Genomic DNA, 22,356 nt, shown 5'->3' on the forward strand with positions numbered 1-22,356 from the left:
TCATTAATATGATTATTCCGTACCGCCTTGTGTAGCATAGAAGATGACGCCGTTTTCTTCTTGGCCATCCAATAGTTTTTTCATGACTTTGGACAAATTCACTGGCGCATATGGCTTCGTCAAATAATGATTGATTTTATCAATCTGTCCCGAATCATCTGTTGGATCCAGTGCAGAAGAGATGACGATCGGAATATTTTGCGTAGCAGCGTCTGCTTTCATCATATTCACTAGATCCCATCCGTTCAGCTCTTCGCCGAGCATAATATCGATCACGGCACCGACAAGCGGCGTCCGTTTCGCTTCTTTGAAAGCTTCTTTCGGCGAAGTATGGTAAATCACTTTAAAACCGTTCACTTTCAATTCCTCTGATAACAACAGGGCGAGGCTCATGTCGTCTTCTACAATCATGACGGGCGGGTTTTCTTCGACGCCTTCGTGCACGCTGTACTCTTGAGGATCCGATTGCAAAGGCAGTTCAAAATGAATCGTCGTGCCTTCGCCTTCTTGCGACTCGATCCAAATCTTCCCGTCATGCTTGACGATGATCTCCTGACAAATCGCAAGGCCCAACCCTGTTCCGCCAATCTTACGGCGGGAACTATTGTCGATGCGCTGGAATTTCGAGAATAATTTCGGAATGTCCTCAGCCGGAATACCGATTCCTTCATCTTTGATCGACACGCGGAGCGCATTAAAATTATTTTTCATACAGACAGTCACATTGCCGCCTTGTGGGGAAAATTTAATAGCATTGCCGATCAAGTTCATCAAGACCTGTGCAAGACGTTCTTTATCGCCTTCAACCGTTACATCCGACGCATCATCGACAAAAATAACCGAATGCATCGATTGAGTGCGGAATTTCTCTGCCGTCTCGATAATCAATTCGTTCATCGACAATTTTTCCATTCGGTACACTTGATCTCCAGACTCCATTCGTTGCAAGTCTAAAAAGTCATTGATCAAATTGGTCAATCGTTTCGCTTCTTTATAAATGGTCTTCAAGTAGCGAACTTGTTTTTCAGGTTTCAATTCCTTATTCAGCAAGAGCTCCGTAAACCCAAGCACACTCGATAAAGGCGTACGCAATTCGTGGCTGACGGTGCTGACAAGTTCAGATTTCATCTTGTCTACTTCGTGCTCTCTTGTAATATCCCGGTGGACAAAGATCGTGCCCGTACGTTCATTATCGACGATTACTGGTGTGCTGTAGACATCGATGACTCGTTCGTAAGGCGCTTTCACCGTGTACTGGAATGTATTTGACTTGTTTTCCTTTTGACGCAGGCAGCTATGCAAAAAGTCTGCCATGTCTTCTGGCTTGGTCGTTTGCTCTGTCATACGGGCAATCCAACTGTCTTGTGAAACTTTTGTATCGAGTGAAATGTCCCCGCAGCTTAACATCGTGCACATCGTATCGTTATGCTGGACCATATCCCCGTTTTTCGCGATAAATTGAATGCCTTCATTGATGTTGTTGATGATCCGTTCATTCAATGTCCGTTCGTGTACGGCCGCATCGTATAGCTGAATACGATCAATGGCCAAATGAAGCCGTTTTAGCAGACCGTGGATATCCTGTTGTTCTTCTTCTGAAAATGGTCTACCCAAACGTGATAGTCCAAGAATGACGATTGCCTCGTCTGACTCATTTTTGACCGTGGTGTACAGGTCGTACACATACACCTTGCCCACCGTAAATCCTTTTTCCTCGTCTGCTTCCCGTTTCATCGTGAAGGCATCAGCGGTTTTCAGCCGTTCCATGATATAAGCCATTTGCTTTTCCTTAAATTGGCCGAACATGGAAGGCGTGAAGCCTTTCAACGCATACTCATCAGAACCTGGCAGCCATAAAGCACCGGTATCAATGTCGTAAGAATCATCAAAATAATCCAAAGTTCCTTCTATCAATTTCTGTTCGCTCAGTGTAAGCGAAAGAATATGGTTCAAATCATTAAATCGCAATAAACGGTTTTTGGTTTTCTCGATTTCTGTTAGTGATTCTTTTAACTTTTCTTGTTGTTCTTGTAATTCCTCTTTATTAAGCAACAAGACCTGGTTTCTCGCAGTGAGTTCTTCTTGGTTTTTTCGGATTGTCGTCACCATCCGATAAAATGCATTTGAAAGAATGCCGATTTCATCTTTTCGCTCTAGAGGCGTATAGGATACTTCTTCTCCTTCGATAAATCCATCGATCGAAGACCTCATTGTTTCGAGAGGCTTGATGATGTCGCTTAACGCACGCAGAATAACAAATACCGTGATCAGGAAAAATAGGCCGAATAAAATAATCAGAGCAAAAGCAAAGTTTTCAGCTTCTTTCGCCATATCTTGATTTAATTGGTCCAGCTTTTGTTCAGCTCCAGCTTCGTATTCATCCGCAAACGCCACGAATTCGTTTACAGCCGCGTTCGTCCCACCGCGTGATAATTCCCGCAGCCTTTCGTAATCATCATCCTCCACCGCTGCCAGTGCAGCCGGAAAGATGTCGTCTTCAAACGCTGTAATAAACGCCGTCAATTCTGTGATTTGCTGCCGTTCCTGATCGGTGATCGATAAACTGTTCAATTGATTGATCGAAGCTTTCAACTTCTCCATCTCTACATACGCCAAGCGCAACTCTTCCTGGTTTTGGAACGCATAATAGCCCCGTGTACGGAAAAATAACTGATTTAAAGAATGCGCAAGGTCTTGAAGCGTTTCCTGCTTATCGATGAGCAAATCTCGCTCCGCTTGAGTTTCCTCTTGCTGCAGATTCATATAAGAATAGATTCCGACAATGATAAGAGCACATACCAATAAGGATGAAACCGTTATCCTCAAATATTTGTACCGAATGCCTTTTTCGCGCAATTTTTTCATAAATCTCCCTCCTTTAAGCCAGTGATTCCTTATGACTTATTTTCTTCAAAATTTAACCTATACTTTCACTTCTGCTACTAGTATACAATATCAACATTTCAAAAAAGCATTTTTTCACTAAAAAAGAACCTTTATTTTTTCCCAAGAATAAACATAAAAAATCCGCCCCAGCCGTGTAAGCTACGGCTGGGGCGGCACATTTCAATAATCAATCCGTTCGTTGCTGATCCTATAGGATTGGCGAAACCAATTTGGCAATATTTTGCTTCGCTTTGTTTGTCCAATGTTGTTCCTTAAAATAGGCTTCTGTCAATTCAACAGACAGCTTTCGGTCGTGGCGGAAGAGATCTGTCATTTCCGCCGCTGATGCGGCATTATAAAGAAAGGCATTCAGTTCAAAATTTAAAGCAAAGCTGCGCACATCCATATTGGCCGACCCGACCGAGCAGGCTTGCCCATCCACCACGAGTGTTTTGGCATGCAAAAACCCGTTTTTATAGCTATAGACCTTCACGCCGTCTTCAAGCAATTCACGCGCAAATGCCAATGTGGCCGAATGGACGAATAAATGATCCGCTTGATGCGGAATCATCAGCTGCACATCGACGCCGCCAAGCGACGCCGTACGAAGCGCATCCATAATCGACTTGTCCGGAATAAAATACGGCGTCTGCAGGAAAATCGATTTCCGGGCGTGGTGGATCATCTTCAAATAGCCGTTTTTAATGTCTTCGCGCATCTCCAACGGCCCGCTCGCTACGATTTGCATCGCTGCTCCCCCAACTTCCTTCATTTTCGGGAAATAGGCCTCCTGGTATTTCATCGGGTAGTGTTCAGCCGCTTGGTTCCAGTCGATGAAAAAGCGATTTTGCAAAGAATGGACAATGTCCCCTTCCAAGCGCACATGCGTATCGCGCCAATAGCCGAACTCTTTTTTCTCTCCGATGTATTCATCTCCTACATTAAAACCGCCGATATAGCCGACAGTCCCGTCCAAGACCGCCAATTTCCTATGATTGCGGTGATTGAATCTAGGGTTGATGCTCGCAAGCATCGCCGGTAAAAAGGCGGCTGTCTTGCCGCCGGACTTTTCGAACTCATCAAAAAAATGCTTTGGCAAACTGCTTGAGCCCAGGGCATCGTATAAAAACAACACCTTTACGCCTTGCTGTGCTTTTTCAGTGAGCAGCGAAACAAGGCGCCTGCCCAAATCATCGTTGTTTAGGATGAAATACTGCAGGTGAATATGGTGCTGTGCTTGGCGTATATCGTTAAACAATGCTTCAAACTTACGATGTCCGTCATTGAATATCTGGATGTTGCTGGCTTTAGACAGCGGCGCATCGGTCCGGATGGCATTCATCTGAATAAGGTCTTGCCACTCGGCAGCAAGAGACGAGGGCGCTGTGAAATGGCCTGACTGCAACTCGAGGCGCTGACGGCTTAGGCGTTCCCTAAAGACAGGATTGTCATAAGCAACTGGCCGATTTAACCGTTCTTTTCGCAAAGGCTTGCCAAATAGCAAATAAAGCACGAATCCAAGAACCGGGATAAAAAACAAGACGAGGATCCATGCCCAGGCAGAAGAAGCTGTTTTCCGTTCGAAAAACAAAATAAAGAACGCCAAGACCATATTAATGATGATAAAAACATTACTTACAGTGCTCCACCATTCAAAAGAAATGGCAATCCCTCCTCACTTTACTGCGGCATGCTTATCAATCAGCAAACGGCCAAAATACCCGGAAGAATGCTTTGGACCAGGTCTTCAGGCTGTACAAGTTTTCGTAGTTAAGAGTGTTGTTTTGGCACCAACATAAAGCCCAGTTGCTCAATCGCTATTTTCAGCGTAGCTTCCATTCGTTCCCCTTTTAGGGAATGGGCAAAATGCGGCACTTGCATGGCCATTGTTGGCAAAATGCCCGTAATGATCGGGGTGATCCCCATGATTTTCAAAGCTTTGATCAAATCCAATAAAGGCTGCTCGATGCGTGGATCGATTTGAGTGATGCCAGAAAAGTCCATTATCAAAAAGTCTAAGCCTTCACTTGCTTTCATCACGACATCATCGATTAATTGGTAAGCTCTTTCAAGCGTAATGTGGCCGATGATTGGCAAGATGGAGATGCCGTCTGATAAAGGAACAAGCGGCGAAGACAAAGTTTGAATTTCTTGCTGGGCTTTATTGAGTTCGAGAATATAGCTTAGTAAAGATGACATCATCTCGAACATTTCCTGCTGCTGCTTTGTGAAATGGAACGGATGCTTGTCCAAGCCACAAATCGTGCCATAGACATCACCGTTTTCGTAATAAATCGGAATGCCGATAAATGCCCCATTGCCGAATTGAGATGCGATTGGCAGCGTACTGGCCCCTTCATCAGCGGCGATGTCTTCAATCCATAGCGGCTCCTGTCCGGCATTAATCGCCAAACTGCAAAAAGTCTGATCGAGCGGAGACTGGCTGTTTTCTACCACCAGTTCTTCATTTCTATTAAACGCTTTCTTGATTGTATTGGTTTTTCCATCATTTTCAGCTATAAAAAGCGTATTAATCTCCATTTGACTGCTCAGCATGTTCAATACTTGATTTGCTGCATCGTTGAAGTTCTGAAATTTTCTGGAAGGGCCGATTGTCTGATAGTGCATATAATCCCTCCTCTATTCAATACGCCCAAATAAATAGGCGAATTGTTTTAACGATACTATAAGCTGTTCTTTGATTGCAATGTACAGGCCTAGCGCTATTAAAAAAGCCCGGATCGGCAATTGCCCGGATCCCGGCTTTATGTAGATTGATACTGATTGGAAGCAACCAAATCGTCTTCTAGCAATACATATGGATGGGTTCTCATTAAACTTTCCGTCAAGTGATGCGGCATCCGCTGTTTTTCGTAAGCGCATATTAATGGGAATGCGTATTCATTCACAGCCCGGTCCGCCATTTTCTCGAAATCTTCAATCAGGAACAATGGTTCTTTCACACTTTCCCACTCCACATGAGCCCATGAACGAAAAGCCCGGTTGTTTTTAATGAAAGGCTCTACCGTTTTGTTGAAATACTGATAGATGGCGGGCGGATGATAACTTCCAGTTGACCAATAAAATTGCAAGCTGTTGACAAAATGTACTAGGCTTCGTTGAGTTTCGTTATAGCGTTTTGCCAATACCGCTTCAAGCTTTTTTGTCACGCGCTCGTTTTCGACGATTAAGACGTGGTCACCTGCCGCTATACCTTCTTCTATGTAATTGAGGAGCTGCTGCAGGTAATTTTCCGCTCCGTTATATGCATACAGGACATGGACATTACGTTGGGTTTCCAGCAATTCGTTCATCGTATATTCCAAACGGCCAACCTTCTTTCTTCCGCTGATGCTCCGCTAACAGTTTATGGGAAACCAGCGTTTATTGTCATTGAATTATACCATCATTTTATATTTACATGCGCTTATTTCGCTTTTCTGATCCACTATCTATTTAAAAAGGACCAAATAAAGCGCTCCCACGATTGTACATATGAAAATAAAAAAAGAGAGCCGAGGCCCTCTTTTTTTTAGAAAACATTATTGTTTTTTAGTTTGACGATAAGTCAATGTTCCAGCTGCCATGAAGATTAATGCGCTCAGTGCAACCCACAGGATCATTGTGTTGGACTGGTTAGCAGTTCCACCGAATCCGGTTGAAGGCATTTTTTCAGGTGCTGTGTTTTCGAAAGCTTCCGGGAACTGATCGACGATAGAAGCGCTCAAGCCTTTACCGATATCGAACATGATCGCATAACCTGCACGGTACGTGTCATAAGACGCCGCGTAGTCACCGTCGACATATTGTTGGAATGTGTCAACTACTGATTGTTCGTGTGCTTCCACACCTGCAATGGTTTCATCCAAAGGCATGCGGTCTTCAGTAGCTTGGTTCAAGAATGTGCCAAGGTCCGTAGCAAATGTGCTAGTCAATGTAGACAAAGCTTGTTCTTTCGCTTGCTGATCTTCTGAAGCTGTAGCGTTAGCCAAGTCACCTTGGACTGTAATGTGCTCGTTGTTCCAAATTTTCACGAACTGATTGCTTGCTTCTTCCCCGTAAACAGAAGCTAGTGCAGAACGGAACTCTTCAGTGTTTTGGTCTTGTGCCCAGTTGACGAAATCAAAGTCAGCTGATCCGTTAAAGCCTTTTGTCATGCTCAATTGTGCAAGAGCGAAATGCTCTGCCGCGATGCGGTTAACTGTAGAACGGAAGTCGCCAGCTGGCGTATTCGGGTCAGAGAACTGATCCGGGAATTGAACGGAAATGGCGCCACTAATTGCGCTGCCTGCTCCGAAGATTTGCTTGAATCCTTCAAGGTAGTTTGTGTATGACGCTTCGTAATCACCTGCTACATATAGATCAAAAGTGTCTTGCACATAATCTTCATGCTCGCGAAGGGCTGCTGTCGCGCCGTCTTCTGGAAGATTGCCTTCTGTTGCTGTACCAAGGAATTCGCCCATTTCATCGACGAAAGACTGGATTTGCATCAATGCTTCTTCTTGCATCGCTTCGTCATCCGCTTTCACGGCTGCTGCGTAATCATCTGTCCCCATATTGTGCTTGTCGAAGATTTCAACGAAAGCTGCTCCGCCTTCTTCACCGTAAACAGAAGCGATGACCGGTTCCATATCGGCTGCGTTTTCATCAAGAGCTGCGATGGCTTCGTCTGCCGCTTCGTCTCCATCGTAAATTTTCATCATGGAGTCAACTGCGAGTGCATAATGTTCAGATAGTAATGAGTCCAATGCTGTGCGAAGTTCAACGCCTGTCGTTTCTGTTGGCGGTGCTTGTTCAGCTGCCAATACGCTCGATCCGATCCCCGGCACCAAAAGTGATGCCCCTACTACTGGTAATAAAAGCTTTTTCATTTTCATTCAAACCGCTCCTCTTTTTTGTTTTGTTTTTGTTTCTTATAAGCTCAACGGAGTGGGATTATATTTAGATCACTTATTTTTCAACTTTTTTTAAAAAACTTTTTTATTGAAACGGTTACATTCGAAAAGACGGTTTAACAGCAGGCGAGCGTGGTATTTGAGGAAGAGCAAGAATGATGAATACAGTAAAACGCTGGAAGTTAATCATGGCATTCTTTTAGAGGAGGAATACATCTTGGGTAAATTACAAGATAAAGTAACCGTCATTACAGGTGCCGCCACAGGCATCGGAAAAGCGACAGCGGAAGTTTTTGCAGAAGAGGGCGCAATTGTCCTGCTGGCAGACATTAAAGAAGACGAGCTGCAAGAAACCGTGAAAAAAATCAACGACAACGGCGGCACGGCAAAAAGCTTCCAAGTAAATATCGCCAAGGAAGAAGAAGTTACTGCTTTCGCGGATCAAGTAAAAGAACAGTATGGAAACATTCACGCATTATTCAATAACGCCGGCATCGACCAAGAAGGCGGCAAAGTGCATGAGTACCCGGTTGATTTGTTCGACGACATCACGGCTACCGATTTACGCGGGACGTTTTTGATGAGCAAGTATTTCATTCCGCTCATGATGGACAATGGCGGGGCGATCGTCAACAATGCCTCTATGTCCGGCAGCTTCGCGGATCTGGACCGCTCGGGCTATAACGCTGCAAAAGGCGGCATTATCAATTTCACGAAATCGATCGCCATCGAATACGGCAGATCCGGCATTCGTGCCAATTCCGTATCCCCTGGCACGATCGAAACACCGCTGATTGATGAACTTGCCGGCTCAAAAGAAGAAGAGGCTGGCCGCGAATTCAGAGAAAGCAATCGTTGGCTCGCACCGCTAGGCCGTCTTGGCTTACCCAAGGAAATCGCCACAACCGTCTTGTTCCTTGTATCGAACGACAGCTCTTATTTGACAGGCCAAGACATCGTAGTGGACGGCGGCCTTACTGCGTACACATGGCCAGGCAAAATGGTCATGGACGACAGCTGGAAAAAGACGACGACAAAAGAACAATAAGACGACAAAAAGAACCCCGAATGAGCCACTTTCAATGGCAGCTCGTTTGGGGTTTCTTCTATACTATTGTTCTTTATCCCGCAGTTCGCGGGAAGACTTAGGAGTTCCAAACTCTTCCGGACGCTCTAATTTTAAAACGGCATAGGCTAGCCTGATCAATACCATAACCATCACGCCGACCCCCACAGCCAAGTAAATCATCGTAAAGCTTCGGCTCAAGTTGCCACTAGGGACGAGACCGGTATCGACTCCGGTAGGAATCAGACTGACGAAAGCGAAATAGAAAGCGTCGAACAATGGCCATCCTTCTATTTGATAATAGAACAACGTACCCGAAAGCACGATAAACGCCAAAGTCAGCAACAAGGTCCGGAACAATGGATCTTTCCCGGTCCTGAAAATAGCTGATAGTAATCGTTTCAATGTCAGTGCAAGTGAGATCATAAGCCCCATACTCCTTTTCTTCTATAAATACTTGGACAACATGGCTTGAGGAATATGGCAATAATCATCTGGGCATTTGTCTAGCCGGTCCTGATGCTCTTCTGCACTCTTGAGGTAATTTTCAAGCGGCATGACTTCGACTGCAATGCGTGCCGCATCCGCTCTTTCCTGAATGAAGGATTTCGCCGCCGTTAGATGCTCCGGGCTTTCGCTATAGACACCGGTCCTGTATTTCTCGCCGACATCTTCGCCTTGTTTATTGATGCTATAGGGATCGATGATTTCAAAGAGATAGCCCATCAATTCCTCGACCGACACCTGCGCCGGATTGAATGTCGTTTTGACACATTCCGCATAGCCGTCGTACGCGCCTTCAAGCGTCTGCCTCATGCCATTGGCCCGCCCCGCTTCAGTGGATTCGACACCCGGCAATGTTTTGATAAATGCTTGGACGCCCCACAAGCATCCGCCTGCTAAATAGATTGTTTCCATGATCGCTCCCTCTTCCCCGTTTTTTACTGTTTCGTCGGCTCGCGCAGTGAAGCACGGTGATCTCGATTTTCTCACGGCAAGCTTTCTATTCCAAGCCAGTTATTGGATTTCCGGCTATCACTCGGAGCTTGTCGGCACGCTTTACCGCGCTTGCCTTTTGACCATATCGATGAAAACTGATAAAGCCTTTGTCTGGAAATGAGAATTTGTGACAAGTGAAAATTTTCTAGGATAAGGCATGCCTTCTACATCCAGTATCGCCAGTTCCCCGTGGCGCACTTCTTTTTCGATGGCCCATTCCGATAACACACTAACCCCGGTCCCTGCTTCGATCATGGCTTTGATGGGCTGGGTGCTGCTGAATTGTATGAAAGTGGCTGGGCGAAAACGATGTTCGGCGAAGATGTTTTCTGCGGCTTCTCGTGTTCCGGACCCTTCTTCACGTAACACCCATTCCTGTTCTTGAAGTTCAGCCATCGTGACTTTTCCGCCACGGCGAACCAGTGGATGATGAACTGAAGCAAAGATAACCATTTGGTCTTCAGCAAAAAATTCTGTATGCAATTGTACATGCTCTTTGTGATGGCCTTCCACTATCCCTATATCCAATAGATGCTTGGACACCGCTTCTGCAATCGAGGCGGTATTTCCGATGGTCACTTCGACTTCAATCTGTGGAAACGCTTCTTTTAATTGGGCCAAGATACTCGGCAAAATATATTCACCGAATGTGTAGCTGGCCCCGACCGCTAGTTTCCCGGCAGCCACTGTGCTCAAATCTTCAACTAAATGGCGCATGCGTTCATCAACCTTGGCCATTTCGATTGCATGCTGATAAACAATTTCTCCAGCTTTATTCAATCGAACGTATTTATTGGTCCTTTCCAGCAATTGAACACCTAATTCTTCTTCTAATCCTCGAATGTACTGGCTCACCGCCGGCTGGCTCATATGCAATCGTTTGGCTGCATTCGAGAAGTTTTTTTCTTCTGCCACTTTAATGAAGACTTCCAAGGCCTGATTCATTCATGCACCTCCTAAATAAATGATAATAATTATTACTTATCATTAGATTATTTTATATTTATTATACTTATAGATATGGCGCCCGTACAATAAAATTGAGGTGTTTATATGTCAGCAAACAATCGGTTTTTCAGCTCTTTGCCAGGTAACGCCTGGTTCAAGGGCATTGTATTCACATTTTTTATCGCATTTTTAGGATATTTGCTTGCACTGGTCCCGGGATTCAATTTCATCGGGCAATTGGCGTGCGCCATCATCATCGCAGTGGCTTACCGGCAATTGTTCGGCTATCCGGAAAGTTTGCGAAGCGGCATCGCTTTTTCTTCCAAACGGCTCCTGCGGGCAGCCATTATCCTGTACGGCCTGAAGCTCAACGTCCATATCATTTTAGAGGATGGGCTTGGCCTATTGGCAAGAGATGCAGCTGTCGTGCTTGTGGCGATTTTTGGGATCTTGTTGTTGGCCAAGCTTTTCAAGGCCGACCGCAACATTTCCTTACTCCTTGGGGTAGGGACCGGCATTTGCGGCGCGGCTGCCATTGCGGCTGTAGCCCCGATCATTAAAGCAAAAGACGAAGATACCGCAATCGGTGTTGGAATCATCGCCCTTATGGGGACCGTGTTTGCCATCGCTTATACCGTTTTGCGCCCGTTCTTGCCGATCGGAGACATCGAATACGGCATGTGGGCGGGCATGAGCTTGCATGAAGTCGCACATGTAGCCCTTGCCGGCGCACCAGCTGGGGAAGAGGGCCTTGCGATGGCTTTGCTTGCCAAATTGGGTCGTGTGTTTTTATTGATCCCGGTCTGCTTTATCTTCATCTGGATCATGAAGCGCAAAGCACCTGCTGGAGATGTCTCCGGCAAAGTGGAATTCCCTTGGTTTCTCCTTGGGTTCATGGGCATGAGCCTCATCGGCAGTTATGTATTGGGGCCAATCATCCCGGTATCTGAAGCCGCGATGGATTTCGTCTCGATTCTTACCACATGGCTTTTGACGGCTGCGATGGTCGGTTTGGGCTTGAATGTGAGCTTAAAAGACGTAAAAGAACGCGCATTGCTCCCTTTAGCCGTCATGACGATTGTCTCGCTCTCCATTTCTATCCTTACTTTCTTTACGCTATAAGCGGGTGCTGCGGCACACAATCTGCGAAGATTGATCCATATCCAAGAAAAAGGGGCAATGGCTATTACGCCATTGCCCCTTTTTTTTCATGCAATAGGATAGACGCACGCTCAGTTTGTCAGTCCTTCTAGAATGGTGTCGATATTCCATTGCATCATCTTCAGGTAAGTATCGCCGTCTTCACCAGGCTTTCCGATAGAATCGGTAAAGACCTTGCCTTTGATGTCAACGCCGGTCTCTCTTGCCACCATATCCATGCTGCGCGGGTCGATACTTGTTTCCAGGAACAAGCCTTCAATATTCTGCTCTTCAATAATGTCCAGCACGCGCGTAATTTGGTTCGGCGTTCCTTGGTTTTCCTGATTGATCTCCCAAATGTATTCAGCTTGGAAGTCATAAGCTTTACTGAAATACTTGAACGCCCCTTCACTTGTCACGAATACGCGCTCGTCTTGTGGAATTTTGCTGTATTGGTCAATGGCTTCTTGATGAAGCTCTTCCAATTGGCTGATGTAGGCTTCCGCATTTTGCTCGTAAACGTCTTGATGCTCCGGATCGATTTCAATAAAGGCATCGCGCGCATTTTCGGCATACTGAATGCCGTTCTGTATATCCAGCCAAGCGTGCGGGTCTTCTTCGCCCTCTTTGCCTTCCGTCGTCAAATACATCGGCTCTACTCCTTCACTTAATCGGAAGACAGGGGCCGATTCCCCGGATTTTCCGGAAGTGTCCAATAATTTTTCAAACCATGAGTTGCCGGCTTCCAAGTTCAAACCGTTGTAAAACACCAAATCGGCATCCGTTGTTTTCTGTAAATCCTGAGGCAAAGGCTCGTATTCGTGCGGATTGGAGCCAATCGGTGCCAGGCTATGGATCTCTATCCGGTCACCGCCGATATTTTTCACGATATCGTAGAGGATGGAATAAGTCGTCACCACTTCCAATGTATCTTCGCCTCCATCAGCAGAAGCGTCTTGCTCTTCATTCCCGGTACATCCAGCCAAAAGCGCGAGTAGCAAAAGAAATGCTATCGACGCCCCTATCCTATTTTTCGTCTTCACTATTTTTTCCATCATCATTCTCCTTTTCTATAGCTTCGCCAGTTCTGATTGCTTTTTCTTGCTGTTTATTTTTTTCCAAAGCAAGCCGTGCTTCGGAGAAAAGACAAACGCGATGATAAACAACGCGGTCGCTGCCAATACTATGGTTGCCCCAGAGGCCAAATTATACGTGTAGCTAAAGTACAAGCCGATCACTGCTGACACTGCCCCTATAGTGGATGCCAAGAACACCATGGTGGAAAGCCGGTCTGTCAGAAGATACGCCGTCGCGGCAGGCGTGATCAGCATAGCCACTACCAAAACGATTCCTACCGTTTGAAGAGAAGCGACCGTGACCATCGTCAGCAAGGCCATCAAGAAATAATGGATGAGCCGAACCGGCAATCCGTAGACGCTGGCCATCACCGAGTCGAAAGACGTCACCAACAATTCTTTATAGAACAAATAAATGGAGCCCAGCACGACCAGCCCGATCACCAGCGTGATCCACATATCGGATGGGCGCACGGCTAAGACATTGCCAAATAAGATGTGGTAGAGGTCCGTGCTGCTTTCTAGCACTGTAATGAGGATGACCCCCATCGCAAATGCCGCTGTAAACATAATCCCAATGGACGTATCTTGTTTGATCCGACTGTTTTGGCTCACAAATCCAATCGCCATCGCCGTCAATACGCCCGTAAATACCGCCCCAAAGAAAAAATTGATGCCCAGCGCGTATGAAATCGCCACACCCGGAAGCACCGCATGGGAAATGGCATCCCCCATCAGCGCCATGCCTCTTAAGATAATGAAACAGCCAATAGCACCGCAAATGATGCCGACCATTACAGAAGTAAGCAAGGCTTTTTGCAAAAAGTCATATTGCATAATCCCTTCGATAAATGCCATATCAGCTCACCCCCGCTTCAAACAAGAAAGCCAATTCGCTTTCATACGCTTTGCGCATAACTTCAGGGCGCAAGACTTCAGCCGGACGCCCGAACTGTACGAGTTGTTTATTTAATAGCAGCAATTCATCAAAGTATTCCTTGGCTTTGCTCAAATCGTGATGGACCACGACGACGGTCTTGCCCTCGTCCCGCAAATCTTTCAATAGCTTCACAATCATTTCCTCACTCGCGATGTCAATTCCGACAAAAGGTTCGTCCAGGAAAAACAAGTCCGCTTTTTGAGCCAATGCCCGTGCGAGAAAAACCCGTTGCTGCTGGCCCCCGGACAACTCCCCGATCTGCCGGTTCGCGTACTGCGCCAAACCGACTTTCTCTAAGCATTCCAGTGCCCAAGCCTTGTCGCTTTTCTTTGGCCGCTTGAATATTCCTAAAGACGGATAGGTCCCGATTAACACCGCATCCATCACGTGAATCGGAAAATCCCAATCGTATTGGTTTCGCTGAGGAACATAGGCAATGCGATTGCGATTTTCCTTTAAGCTCCCGCCCAATATGTTGATCGAACCCGAATCAACAGAGATCAAGTTCAGTATCGCTTTCAGTAAAGTGGATTTGCCAGCTCCATTTGGGCCAATAATCCCTAATATATTTCCCTTGCCGAGCGTTAAGTCAATGGCCTCGATCGCGGACCGGCCATGATAGGACACCGTTACATTTTCTATTTTAAGTGCATGGGTCATGTCCCCACCCTCTTTCCTAATGTGAATATTGTTTCCTCAAGGAAACTTTAATCCATCTTAATCCTTTTTGCGTGAAAAGTAAAATAAATAATGAATTTTTTCTGTCGAAACTGTCCTAATCGCTTTTTTTAGCTTGAAAATTGGAAAATAACGCTGATTTTGCTCAGTAATTGTGATGTTTATTGATTTGCACTCATTATCTTCTACTATTAAAAACGCCCATTCAAAAAAACTGAATATTTTGTTCTTCTGGTTCAATTCATTTATTTGGCTCCACGCTCTCTCTTTACAGCTGGCAAATGCCATACATATGCCTATAAAAAATAAAAAGAGTCGCCCTGCTGTTTTTTACGGACGTCCTAAATTCACAATTTCGGACATCAAAAAACACATAGTCCAACCCATTTGTTCAGAATAGTTAAAAAGTTATGATGTTGTTACCGAGTTACGATGCCGGTAAGACGAAAAGGAGTGAATTTGATGAGTAAAAAGAAATTACTAACTTTAAGTTTGGCAGCATCACTAGCATTATCCGCAACAGCTGTTTCGGCTGATACACTATCCGGACAAACGACGGAAAACGTCCATGTCAATAAAGACACGAAGACGCCAGATTTCATTTCCGGAAAACTGACCGAACCATCCGATAAAGCAGCCAAAGAGATCGTCTTTACATATTTGGAAGAAAACGAAGACACATTTAAGATTGATAAAAAAGACCTTTCTAGCTTTAAAGTGATCAGCCAGGAAAAAGATGAACTTGGTTTCACCAAAGTGAAGCTGCAACAGAAATTCAAAGGCGTGCCTGTTTTCGGCTCTGTCATCAATGCACATGTTGACCAAAACGGCGTGTTGACTTCCGTATCCGGCAACTTGGCACCTGAACTATACGATAAGCAGTCCTTGAAAAAAGGCGCTACCGTGAAAGCGAGTGCAGCGGTCGAAAAAGCGGCGGCGGATTTGAAAGAAAAAATCGGCAGCACACCGGAACTTGAAGCTGAAGTGACACCGGAATTGGTCATCTATTCCAAAGACGGGCAAGCGCATTTTGCCTACAGTGCAGAATTCGAATTCCTCTACCCAGAACCGGGGAATTATCAATACTTTGTCGACGCGAAGACCGGCGACGTTCTGGATTCCTTTAACCAAATCCATGAAGCGAAACCATCCGGCGGCGGTGCTAGTTTAACTGGCAATGATTCGACTGCGACTGGCAAAGGCGTACTGGGCGATACAAAAACTTTCAATACTTTAGTGAACAATAACGGATCCTATTTGGTTGACCGGACACGCGGCAGCGGCATCTTCACTTATGATGCGAAAAACCGGACGCGTACGCCGGGCACGCTGTGGCTTGACAGCGACAATGTTTATAACGCGGCTTATGACGGGGCGGCGGTCGATGCTCATGCCTACGCTGGCCAGACCTACGATTATTTCCAGGACGTCCACAGCCGCAATAGCTATGACGGCAACGGGGCGGAGCTGATCTCGACTGTCCATTACGGCCGCAGCTACAATAATGCATTCTGGAGCGGGTCCCAAATGGTCTACGGGGATGGGGACGGCACTACATTCGTGCCACTATCAGGAGCGCTTGATGTCATTGCGCACGAATTAACACACGCTGTGACGGATACTTCCGCCGACTTGATCTACCAGAACGAGTCAGGTGCAATCAACGAGTCGATGTCCGATATCTTCGGAACGCTTGTCGAACACCATTTCAACAACAAGCCAGACTGGCAAGTAGGCGAAGACATCTATACGCCGAACGTGGCGGGAGATGCTTTGCGCTCGATGGAAGACCCGACTTTGAGCGGAGATCCAGATCATTATTCGAAACGCTACACAGGAACGGGTGATTATGGCGGCGTCCACATCAACTCGGGTATCAGCAATAAAGCCGCATTCCTGCTCGCGAATGGCGGGACGCATTACGGCGTGACAGTCGCTGGCATCGGCAATGACAAAACCGGCGATATCTATTACCGCACACTTACGCAATACTTGACGCCAAACTCAAACTATAGCCATTTCCGCGTCTCCACCATCCAAGCGGCAACGGACTTGTACGGGGCATCAAGTGCTGAAGTGGCCAGCGTGAAAGCAGCATTCTCCGCCGTTGGAGTGAATTAATCAAGTTCAAGGACATCAATTAAGCTATGTGAATTTATACACCAAAATGTAAAAGAGGGAAGACGCGCTGTTGAAACAGCCGCTCTTCCCTCTTTTTTCTATATTTTGCTGCATTGTTGCATAACACCGCTGTTTATTATCCGTTGTGACGCGTGATCAGCAAGGCACGAAAAAAAACTATATTATTTTTTAGCAATTCTGTATATTTAAAACAGAGATTATTTACCAACTAATTACATAGAGGTGAACATATTGAATCAATCCATTGAGTGCCGCAAGCTAGTTAAAGCCTTCCGCGGAGACGGTGTGGAGACGCACGCATTAAAAAATGTCGACATTGTCCTAGAAGGCGGAAAATTCATTTCCCTTATCGGCCCATCCGGTTCTGGAAAGTCTACTTTGCTCAGTCTAATGGGAACGCTCGATGAGCCGACATCAGGAGAGCTATTGCACGGTGGACAGCCGGTTAGCCGACTCAACAGCAGACAATTGGCCGATTTTCGCTTTGAGACGATCGGCTTTATCTTTCAGCAATTCCATTTGATCCCGACCTTGACTGCACTTGAAAACATCATGGCGCCATTGTTCGGACGCAAAGTAAGCTATGACAAAAAAGAGCGTGCGTTAAAATTGCTGGAATTGGTCGGGCTATCCGACAAAGCGAATGCCCTCCCTTCTCAGCTGTCAGGCGGGCAACAGCAGCGAATCGCCATTGCCCGTGCGCTGGTCCATGAACCGAAATGGCTGCTGGCGGACGAACCGACTGGCAACCTCGACTCTGAAACGGGGGAAGTTATTTTCCAGCTGCTTCAGCGTTTAAATCAAGAGAAAGGATGCGGCGTTTTATTTGTGACGCATGACCCGCAGTTGGCCGACCGGGCCGACCGGAAAATCGAGATGCGTGACGGCGAAATTATCGAAGACTCGCAGGCACGTCATTATGCTTAAATTCATTTGGAACTCTTGGTGGCGAAACAAAGAACGTTTTATCCTCTTGCTAGTAGGTGTCTTGATCTTGAGTACGGGCTTAAGTTATTTAATCGGCCTGACTCAAGCCAATAACGGCACAGTCGTGGAAGAATTGCAAAAGAGATGGAAATCTTCCTATCATCTCGTTGTCCGCCCCCCTGGGAGCCGGAGCATTACAGAAGACTTGAATTTATTGGAACCGAATTATTTGAGCGGCTTAGAAGGCGGAATCTCTCTCGAGCAATACGAGAAAATCAAAGCCATTGAAAATGTGGAAATCGCCGCTCCTATTGCCATGATCGGTTCGAACACCAATTACGTGGACCTAGAAGACCCTGCTATTACAGAACCTGGCATTTACCGGATGACAATGCGTGAGGAAACCAATACTGGCGCTCGCACGGAAGTGGACGAATCCGCCATTTATGTAACAGCCGGTCCTTGGCAGCCGGGCGGTGAAGTGGCTATCGATTATGGGATTTCGCCAGGCATTCCGAATTTAGCCTACGGCACCTCCATCATGATCGCCGGTATCGACCCGGAAGCGGAAGCGGCCATGGCCGGTCTCGACGAAGCGATTGTTGCCAGTGATTCCAGCCGTTATTTTACTGAAAGTGATGTGGTTTCGGCTACCGGCGAAGTGATCGACACACCGGAATACAAAATTCCCGTGTTAATTAGCAACCAGGATTTTGTGGACGCTAGAATCACTTATCGTTTTGAAAAAATCGACTTGGCGTTTGATAATAACCAACAGCAGATTGCGGAGGACATTCTTGCAAAAGGCAAAGAGCAATACCTCGATACCTTTAAAGGAACTCCGGTCAAAGAATTTACTTATCAAACGACTGAAGTACATGAAAAACTAATCAAAAAAATCCTGGATCCCGCTTATGATGGCATCATGACGGTACCTGACCGGGCGTGGATTGCCTTGAAGCCGTCTAGTGTAAACTATTCACCCGTGACGAGCCCGTTCAAAGAACGCTGGCCTTTTGCCTATGAAGTGGAACCGTTCGAGCTTCCTGAGGACTCGCCTTGGGCCACTCAACATATGTATCGCCAATTCAACCCCTATAGCACAGACAGTTCGGCTTGGCCAAAACTGCAGTTGGATTTTGTCGGGGTATTCGACCCGCAAAAGCTTCAGCTATCCAAAGACCCGTTAACCGAATTGCCGATGGAGACATACTTCCCAGCTAAAGCGCAATGGGTGATGGATGCGGATAATACGCCGATCAATCCACCGACTGACATGAGACCGACAAATGATAATTATGGTTTTTTGACGAAGCCTCCGCTCGTCTTAACGACGCTCGATGCGGCAGCTCAAATTTTAGGAGATACTCCGATTTCCGCCATCCGCGTCAACGTCAAAGGCGTAGAGGTCATGGATGAGGAAAGCGAACGCATCCTTAAAGAAATGGCTGCTGAGATTGAGCAGCAAACGGGCCTGATCACCGATATCACCTTGGGATCTTCCCCACAGCTCGCCTTGACCCATTTGCCCGCACTCGAAGACGAAGAGCCGCTGGGGTGGATCCAGCAGCCTTGGATCAAAATCGGCTCCTCGATCTCCATTTTCAAGGAAGCAAAAATTGGCTTGAGTGGTGTCATCGCCAGCGTCATTTTAGTGGCCATTGTCTATGTATTCGCTTCGAGCATCATTATGCTCGTAGCCCGCAAAAAGGAATTTGCGGTTCTTTTGGCACTCGGCTGGCGCCCTTCTCAACTTTCCAAGCTATTGTTCTGGGAAGCTACTCTACTCGGGACGCTCGTCGCCCTGATCAGCTGGTTCATTCTCGGCGTGTTTTATGTCACAGGCAGTGTCGACACCTCCGCATCGCGCGTCTTTTTGATCGGTGTGAGCGGCATCGCCATTTACTGGTTCGGCTCGCTCATTCCCATAGCCCTCATACGGAAGATCAAGCCGTTTGAATCCATGCGTTCCGGCGAAGTTTCGTTCAAAGCGAAGCGATTGGCCCGTTCGGAGTCCGTCATTGGCATGAGCGTCAATCATTTGGTTTCGCAATGGCAGCGAAGCCTGCTGTCGATTTTTGCGATTGCGGTCCCGACAAGTCTTTTCATCTTCTTTTTGTTCGTGACTTTCCGTCTCAAAGGAGTGCTTTATGCCACTTGGCTCGGTGAATTCGTGGCACTCGAAGTCGGCACCATGCATTATGTGGCCATGGCCGTCGCTTTATTGATTGCCGTCCTGACGACGACTGAAATCATGTGGCAAAACGTGGCTGAAAGACAATCCCAGATTGCGGTCTTAAAAGCGACCGGCTGGCAGAATCAAAGCGTCCGCATGCTCGTTTTATGGGAAGGCATTTTCACTGGATTGTTTGCCGGAGTGATCGGGATGGCCCTTTCCCTGACGATGATTTATTGGATCTATGGGCAATTGCCGGCAGCAGAGTTCGGCTTCCTGTCGCTCACTTTATGGATTCCGATTTTGACCGGTGTCCTTGGCGCTTTATTGCCCGCACAAAAAGCCGTGCGAATCTTACCTTATCAAGCCATCAACGGGCTCCTGCAAAATTCCAAAAAAGTCGAGCGGCAATTCAAATGGGCACTGGGCATTGCCGGAACGAGCTTGGTTGTGGGCATCTTGTCTTTAGTTGTCGCGACTTTGCCAGAACTTGCTGACAGCGCGACAAGCGATCCTGCCCCTGAACAGGAAGAAACAGGCACCGATGGGAAATTGATAGCACAGGACTCTTCTGAAGATCCCGCTGAAGCGGTTTTGGAAGCGCCAGAAGAACTACCCGAAACAACTGGGGGAGAAATCCAAAAGCTCCAGGAGACTGCCTACCGCTCCTATACCTTGGCAGACGGGACTGACGAAACGTCAGACTTTCGGTTAGGCGCGCTCGCCCCGCCCCCTTCCGATGTCCAGGTCACGAATAAAAACAATCGATTGATCTCCTTCCCCGTTACACTAGATCTTTCGGGAGAAGATGACGGCAGCCGTACCGACTATAAACCGCAGGGCTTTAAATTGATTGATGATAGCGGATCCGAGTATTCGATAGTGGATATGGACATACTAGAAGGAGAAGAACGCTGGCTGAATCGCTACAAATTCTTGCTGCCCAATAAGATGACCACTCTCCTGACTTACGAAGTGCCGAAAGATCTCGACCGGGTTGTCTTCGTGTCGAGAGGCGAATTTTACCCAAGCCCTGTAGTCGTTGAAATCCCGCTTGACGATGCCGTTGCAGATGTCCCTGTCAATTCAGGCACCCGTGCATCTTATGCCATTGAGCTTCGCTTGGATGAAAACGACCAGTTCCACATACACACAGAAATTGATGTAACAAACGACTCTGAAGCGACTTGGGGCGACATCGGATTTTATTTTGTTCCGAACGCATTGACCGATGCCAACAAACCGGAATCCATGACAGACGGGGCCGAAACGAGCATTTCTAAAGTCCAAGTCGATGGTGGGGAAGCCACTTACACATTAGAAGGGAATCATCTTGCCGTTCAATTAGATGAAGAACTAAAACCTGCAGAAGCACAAAAAATCACCATTGAATACACACTGTCGCTCCCGGAAAACGGCATTCGCCTGGCACAAGTCGATAACGATTTCTTTTTGGCGCAATGGTATCCGATGCTCGGACAGTATGACGAAGGTTGGAAAATCCATTCCTTCGACAGCAAAGGGGAATCCTACGATACGCCTTATGGCAGCTATCACATAAGCTATCAATTGCCGGGTGATTACCTGGTCGCCAGTTCAGCACAAGACGGCACAGCGTTGCCAACGGCTACAGGAACGTTGGCCGGAGAAAACATCAAAGACTTCTATCTCGCCTTCTTGGATCCCGCTTCTTGGCATACTGGTGAGGCGGAACAGGATGGCACAGTTTTCCGTGTCTTCACGCCAAAAAGCGGGCCCGATTTTACCGCAAAAATGGCTGCAGCAGCACAGGAAACGTTCGGCTTTTTTGAACAGCAGATTGCTGAGCACCCTTTGGAGGAACTGGATATTATCGGCAATGACGGAGCAATGGAATACCCGAATATTGTGGAAGTGAGCAGCAGTCCAGCTGTTTTTGAAGACACTCTCGTCCATGAAATAGCCCACCAGTGGTTTTATTATTTAGTAGCGAATGATCCATACGAAAATGCTTGGCTGGATGAGAGCCTTGCGGAATGGGTCGCTGCTATGTACCGGAGCGAACAAGGGCAAACCAATGCGTTTGGTTTTTCCAAATCACTTGCCGCAAGCAACGCGACTTCACCTATTGTCAACTTATCTTTGCCTGATTTTGAAGAGGGGGAATATTACTCTACCGTTTATGGGAAAGCGCCTCTATTGTTGCAGGATTATTTTGAAGAAGCAGGCGGCGAGCCGCAAGCATTTGATTTTCTCTCGAAGTATGTTGAGCAATTCCGGTTCCAATCCGTCGATAGCGAAGAGTTTGCTGCGTTTTTTGAAGAACAGCTGGAAGGCGACCAGCAGGAATTCCTGGAAAGTTGGCTGCAGCTAAACGAACAGCAATAGCCCCAAAACATATCGTAGTTGGGTTCAACCAATTTCAATAAAATCCCAAAAAACATCAAGCTTCTCATCGCTTGATGTTTTTTGGGGTTTACTATAGAAAGTTTCGATGCATTTTC

16 protein-coding genes are annotated in these 22,356 nt (G+C 46.7%); 5 read left to right on the plus strand and 11 right to left on the minus strand.

Annotation, left to right across the window (positions count from 1 at the left end):
- Positions 1 to 12: 12 nt before the first annotated feature.
- The 5 genes from AY633_RS07145 to AY633_RS07165 all read right to left on the minus strand — a co-directional run bounded on the left by AY633_RS07145 (position 13) and on the right by AY633_RS07165 (position 7,763).
- Positions 13 to 2,865, minus strand: coding sequence for an ATP-binding protein (locus AY633_RS07145; RefSeq protein WP_068487637.1), 2,853 nt, complete (start codon positions 2,863 to 2,865; stop codon positions 13 to 15).
- A 229-nt stretch (positions 2,866 to 3,094) separates the two neighbouring features.
- Positions 3,095 to 4,498 (minus strand): cardiolipin synthase, encoded by a 1,404-nt coding sequence (cls, locus tag AY633_RS07150; RefSeq protein WP_068487638.1) that lies wholly within the window; start codon positions 4,496 to 4,498, stop codon positions 3,095 to 3,097.
- Between the two features lie 158 nt (positions 4,499 to 4,656).
- Positions 4,657 to 5,514, minus strand: coding sequence for a GAF domain-containing protein (locus AY633_RS07155; protein WP_068487639.1), 858 nt, complete (start codon positions 5,512 to 5,514; stop codon positions 4,657 to 4,659).
- Positions 5,515 to 5,651: 137 nt separating this feature from the next.
- Entirely contained in the window at positions 5,652 to 6,200 is a 549-nt protein-coding gene (locus AY633_RS07160; protein ID WP_068487899.1) for an MEDS domain-containing protein, read from the minus strand.
- Positions 6,201 to 6,428: 228 nt separating this feature from the next.
- The gene (locus tag AY633_RS07165) at positions 6,429 to 7,763 is read right to left on the minus strand and encodes a hypothetical protein (protein WP_068487640.1); all 1,335 of its coding nucleotides are present in this window, start codon (positions 7,761 to 7,763) and stop codon (positions 6,429 to 6,431) included.
- A gap of 235 nt (positions 7,764 to 7,998) precedes the next feature.
- On the opposite strand from AY633_RS07165, the gene AY633_RS07170 reads away from it, so the two are divergent.
- Complete coding sequence (locus tag AY633_RS07170; protein WP_068487641.1) at positions 7,999 to 8,829, plus strand: SDR family oxidoreductase; 831 nt, start codon at positions 7,999 to 8,001, stop codon at positions 8,827 to 8,829.
- Positions 8,830 to 8,892: 63 nt separating this feature from the next.
- On the opposite strand, the gene AY633_RS07175 is transcribed toward AY633_RS07170, so the two are convergent.
- From AY633_RS07175 to AY633_RS07185, 3 genes are all read right to left on the minus strand, one after another.
- Positions 8,893 to 9,273 carry an ion channel gene (locus AY633_RS07175; RefSeq protein ID WP_068487642.1) on the minus strand — a complete coding sequence of 127 codons (381 nt, stop codon included), beginning with the start codon at positions 9,271 to 9,273 and terminating at the stop codon, positions 8,893 to 8,895.
- 21 nt (positions 9,274 to 9,294) lie between these two features.
- Entirely contained in the window at positions 9,295 to 9,765 is a 471-nt protein-coding gene (locus AY633_RS07180) for a peptide-methionine (S)-S-oxide reductase (RefSeq protein ID WP_068487643.1), read from the minus strand.
- 141 nt (positions 9,766 to 9,906) lie between these two features.
- Complete coding sequence (locus tag AY633_RS07185; RefSeq protein WP_068487644.1) at positions 9,907 to 10,791, minus strand: LysR family transcriptional regulator; 885 nt, start codon at positions 10,789 to 10,791, stop codon at positions 9,907 to 9,909.
- 108 nt (positions 10,792 to 10,899) lie between these two features.
- Between AY633_RS07185 and AY633_RS07190 the strand changes: the two genes are divergently transcribed.
- Complete coding sequence (locus AY633_RS07190; RefSeq protein ID WP_068487645.1) at positions 10,900 to 11,916, plus strand: YeiH family protein; 1,017 nt, start codon at positions 10,900 to 10,902, stop codon at positions 11,914 to 11,916.
- A gap of 110 nt (positions 11,917 to 12,026) precedes the next feature.
- Here AY633_RS07190 and AY633_RS07195 read toward each other — a convergent pair whose 3' ends face one another.
- From AY633_RS07195 to AY633_RS07205, 3 genes are read right to left on the minus strand one after another with little or no spacing between them, the layout of a single operon-like run.
- Positions 12,027 to 12,989 carry a metal ABC transporter substrate-binding protein gene (locus tag AY633_RS07195; protein WP_082799196.1) on the minus strand — a complete coding sequence of 321 codons (963 nt, stop codon included), beginning with the start codon at positions 12,987 to 12,989 and terminating at the stop codon, positions 12,027 to 12,029.
- Positions 12,990 to 13,004: 15 nt separating this feature from the next.
- Entirely contained in the window at positions 13,005 to 13,868 is an 864-nt protein-coding gene (locus tag AY633_RS07200; protein WP_068465422.1) for a metal ABC transporter permease, read from the minus strand.
- A gap of 1 nt (position 13,869) precedes the next feature.
- Positions 13,870 to 14,610 carry a metal ABC transporter ATP-binding protein gene (locus AY633_RS07205; RefSeq protein ID WP_068487646.1) on the minus strand — a complete coding sequence of 247 codons (741 nt, stop codon included), beginning with the start codon at positions 14,608 to 14,610 and terminating at the stop codon, positions 13,870 to 13,872.
- A 480-nt stretch (positions 14,611 to 15,090) separates the two neighbouring features.
- On the opposite strand from AY633_RS07205, the gene AY633_RS07215 reads away from it, so the two are divergent.
- The 3 genes from AY633_RS07215 (at position 15,091) to AY633_RS07225 (ending at position 22,240) form a co-directional block, all read left to right on the plus strand.
- The gene (locus tag AY633_RS07215; RefSeq protein WP_068487648.1) at positions 15,091 to 16,749 is read left to right on the plus strand and encodes a M4 family metallopeptidase; all 1,659 of its coding nucleotides are present in this window, start codon (positions 15,091 to 15,093) and stop codon (positions 16,747 to 16,749) included.
- Between the two features lie 252 nt (positions 16,750 to 17,001).
- Positions 17,002 to 17,697 carry an ABC transporter ATP-binding protein gene (locus AY633_RS07220; protein ID WP_068487649.1) on the plus strand — a complete coding sequence of 232 codons (696 nt, stop codon included), beginning with the start codon at positions 17,002 to 17,004 and terminating at the stop codon, positions 17,695 to 17,697.
- Positions 17,690 to 22,240, plus strand: a complete 4,551-nt coding sequence (locus tag AY633_RS07225; protein WP_068487650.1) for an FtsX-like permease family protein — start codon at positions 17,690 to 17,692, stop codon at positions 22,238 to 22,240. The genes AY633_RS07220 and AY633_RS07225 overlap by 8 nt, the downstream gene beginning before the upstream one ends.
- Positions 22,241 to 22,356: the final 116 nt, after the last annotated feature.

Origin of the sequence: Planococcus maritimus, assembly GCF_001592825.1 — a bacterium.
GTDB classification, from domain to species: domain Bacteria; phylum Bacillota; class Bacilli; order Bacillales_A; family Planococcaceae; genus Planococcus; species Planococcus maritimus_C.